This is a genomic window from Thauera sp. 28 (genome assembly GCF_000310145.2).
GTDB lineage: Bacteria > Pseudomonadota > Gammaproteobacteria > Burkholderiales > Rhodocyclaceae > Thauera > Thauera mechernichensis.
This window is the reverse complement of record NZ_AMXA01000094.1, coordinates 1-542: the sequence shown is the minus strand read 5'-3', so window position 1 is coordinate 542 and position 542 is coordinate 1. Positions and strand designations below refer to the sequence as shown.

General features: G+C 65.1%; 1 protein-coding gene. It reads right to left on the bottom strand.

Features of this window, described 5'->3' with window-relative positions; all coding sequences use genetic code 11:
- The coding region (locus C662_RS19585) for an Ig-like domain-containing protein (protein ID WP_002934733.1) at positions 1-542 on the bottom strand (542 nt) is incomplete at both ends.

Here is a 542-nt window from a genome sequence, read left to right as displayed (position 1 = left end):
CCTGCCGGGACTTCGACGGTCACCGTGCCTTCAAAGCCGGCGGCCGGAGTCAGATCAGCCGTCCAGCGCGTCGGGTCGGTCGGATCTTGCACCAGGTTCGAGATCGAGCCGTTGGTGACGACCACATCAGCAGCTTCAAAGCCCACCGGCGCTTCGCTGAACACGAAGCTCACCGTGCCATCCGGATTGATCGTGACATTGACGCTCGGGGCCAAGGTATCCACCGCGGTGCTGTCGCTATCGCCACTACCGACGTTGCCGGCGACGTCGGTGTAGCTGCCTGCCGGGACTTCGACGGTGACGTTGCCTTCGAAGCTCGCGGCCGGAGTCAGATCCGCCGTCCAGCGCGTCGGGTCGGTCGGGTCCTGCACCAGGTTCGAAATCGAACCGTTGGTGACGACAACGTCTGCAGCCTCGAAGCCCACCGGTGCCTCGCTGAAGACGAAGCTGACGGTACCGTCCGGGTTGATCGTGACATTGACGCTCGGCGCGAGCGTGTCGACCGCGGTGCTGTCGCTATCGCCACTGCCGGCGTTGCCGGC